At 70.8% G+C, this 2,867-nt stretch carries 3 protein-coding genes; all 3 read right to left on the bottom strand.

Translation table 11 applies throughout. From position 1 onward, the window contains the following. Window positions 1–49: 49 nt before the first annotated feature. Window positions 50–319 carry a hypothetical protein gene (locus G3I65_RS18655; RefSeq protein WP_160697245.1) on the bottom strand — a complete coding sequence of 90 codons (270 nt, stop codon included), beginning with the start codon at window positions 317–319 and terminating at the stop codon, window positions 50–52. A gap of 16 nt (window positions 320–335) precedes the next feature. Beyond that, the gene (locus tag G3I65_RS18660) at window positions 336–1,028 is read right to left on the bottom strand and encodes a helix-turn-helix transcriptional regulator (protein ID WP_225439951.1); all 693 of its coding nucleotides are present in this window, start codon (window positions 1,026–1,028) and stop codon (window positions 336–338) included. Window positions 1,029–1,601: 573 nt separating this feature from the next. Then, on the bottom strand, window positions 1,602–2,867 hold a 1,266-nt coding region (locus G3I65_RS18665), incomplete at its 5' end, for a LuxR C-terminal-related transcriptional regulator (protein WP_160697246.1).

The following is a 2,867-nucleotide window of genomic DNA, read 5'->3' on the forward strand; positions in this document are numbered from 1 at the left end:
CCCTCCGATTCTCCGAAGGTCACCCGGCCCGCCAAGCCGTTTCCGCACGTCACGCCGCTTCGCCCACCGTCCCGAGCGCCGCGGCTCCCGCTCGCGTCAGCCGGGCCCGCACCCGCTGCCCCACCCGGCCCGGCCCCGCCGGGACCAGCAGGCCGCGGTGCGCGAGCTCGTGAGCGGTGTACTGGTCGCAGCACACCAGCCCGTCGATGTAGAGGTCGGGCTCGCAGCTGCACGCGATTTCCGCCCGCCCGGCCGCGACCGCGCGCAGCATCGCTCTTGCCCGGTGGGTCAGTTCGTCCGGGAGCCTCGTCGCACCCATCGCGGCCACGTCCCCATCACCGAACGAAGTCCGGCAGCGCACGGGGAGGCCACGACCCGACCCCGAAGATGCCCATGGAGTACGCCTTCGAGATCAGCGCCGGCCGGTTCTTCACCTTCATCTTCCGCAGCAGCGTCGTCACGTGGTACTCCACGCCGCCGCGGCTCATGTAGAGGTTGGCCGCGAGCTGGATCGTGGAGACGCCGGAGGCGACCCCTTCGAGGATGCGGGCGTCGATCTCGGACAGGATCTTCTTCTTGCTGCACGCCACCTGGTTGCCGCGCTCGTTCTTGTCGGGCCGGAACACGACCGTCAGGCTGTCGAGCCGGTCGCCGACGCCGTGCACCGTCGACCCGATGAACTCGCCCGAAAGCGTCGTGCCGTTCTCGCGCATCACGAGGATCCGCTCGACGAACCGGCTTCGCTCACCGCGGGCCAGCAGGCGCAGCTGGTTCTCGACCTTGCTCCGGACGCTGGGGTGCAGCAGGTCGCAGAGACCGGTGCCGGTGACCGCGTCCGAGCTGCGCTCGAAGACGCGGAAGAACTCCATGCTGGCCGACACGATCCGCAACCGATGGTCGAGGTTCACCATGCACATTTCGGGGGTGATCGCCCGCAGCGCGGGCTTGCGGGGGGCGGTCCGGGCAGCCCGGTCCACGACCACGGCCACCTCGGCACCCACAGCCAGATCCGCAACGTCCGCACTCATGAAGGCATTCCTTTCTCCGGCTGGAAGCTGAAGCCCCGGGGGCGAGAAGGCCGCCGGCTGCGAGTCATTCGTCGAGCCGTGTCTCCGGGGTGATGCAGATCATGTTATGCACGCTTGATTATCCCGGGCAACACAATCCGGACACCCGGTCTTAACACTGTGGTGCGGGGGCGGTGGGGGTACGGAGGTACGGACCGCCGTGCGGTGCGGTGCGGTACCGAACCCGGGCACGTGCGGGCAACGGCGTTGCCCTTTTGGCTCCTGACCTGGGAAATCCGGCGAAAAGGGGGTCCGTACCCCCGCACCCCGCACCGCACCCGCGTACCGAACCCCGCGCGTCGTAGTGCGGGGTGCGGGGTGTCGTGAGTGTTCAGTGGGGTTCTGGCGAACTGTCTTTGCCGACCTAAGCTCCGCCGTGGCTCGGGCGCTCCGCCGATGCCGGTGTTGTGAATGACTCTTTCCTGTCGTCGGACGACAGGAAAGAGTCACTCACAACACTTCAACCGCCGGTCCGCCGGGCGTGGCTGCCGGGGCCTCGAACCGTAACGCACCCAATGCCACATCAGGTGGGATTCAGCTCTCCTGGTCGAGCGCGCCGAGCCGCTCGATGAGCTCGGCGCGGCCGCTGACCTCGAGCTTGCGGTAGGTGCCGGTGAGGTTCTTCTCCACCGCGCGCCGGGTGACGCCGAGGGAATCGGCGATCCGCTGGTTCGTCCAGCCCTGGACGACGAGCCGCGCGACCGCGGCTTCGGTCTTGGTGAGGTTCCCCAGGCTGTCGCCAGAAAACCGCAGCACGGGGCCGTTCAGCTCGGTTTCGCCGCTGCCGTCCAACCAGGACGCGCCGATCGCCTTGACCAGTTCCCGGCCCTCGGCCAGCAGTTCTTCGCCGTCGGGCAGGCCGGCGTCGAGCAGCCGGGCACCCAGCACGACGGCGGTGCGGGCGCGCTCGACAACGTTCTCCGACTCGCGCAGGATGCCCGCCGCCTCCTGCAGCAGCGCGATGCCGTCCACGCCACCGGTCAGCATCCCTTGCAGGCGCAGGGAACGCCCGACGCTCAGCGCGGTTCCCCAGGCTTGCGCGAACTGGTCCTCTTCGGCCGCGTGCGCCTGGGCCGCGGCGAGGTCGCCGAGCCGCTGGCGCACCAGCGCCGCCCAGATCCGCCACGGGTACTGGGGTGTGTTGACCCAGCCCTCGCGTTCCAGGCGCCGCCCGCAGTCGAGGAACCGGCCCAGCGCCGTCGCCGGGTCGCCGCGGACCAGGTCGATCATCCCGCGGGTCAGCCGCCGCGCGGCGAACACGCGGTGGTCGGTGCCGTCCATCGGCGTGCCCAGCAGGCGTTCGCCGAGCTCGGGATCCTGTGTCTCCAAAGCGATCTGGGCGAGGGTGGTGACGGACCGGGCGAGCGCGTCCGGCCAGGCTTCGTGGTCGGTGCCGTCCAGGACGCCGAGCGCGATCCGCCGCGCCTTGGCCAGCTCCCCTTGCGCCAGCTTGACTTCCGCCAGCTCGGCGGCGATCAGCGGCGCGGTGTCCGGCCAGTGCTCCTGCGCCGCCTGCGCGGCCGCGGTCAGCGCGGGCTCGAGCACGGCGGCGCGGTCGGCGAGGACCGCAGTGGACACCAGCAGCGGCAAGGACGTGTAGGCGTGGCGCGGGTCGAGCGGTTCTTCGCTGATCAGTCGCTTGAGGACGGTCTCGACGTCGTCGACCGGCACGCTGCCGGACAGCACCGCGGAGTGCAGCAGCACCACCGCGAGCTCCCGGCCGGCCGGGGCGTCCAGGCGCCCGGTGAGCTCGAGTTCGGCGAGCCGGGCCAGCGCGGCCTCGCCGCGGCCCGGCTGCCC

The sequence above is a fragment of the Amycolatopsis sp. SID8362 genome (genome assembly GCF_010550475.1).
Taxonomy (GTDB): domain Bacteria; phylum Actinomycetota; class Actinomycetes; order Mycobacteriales; family Pseudonocardiaceae; genus Amycolatopsis; species Amycolatopsis eburnea.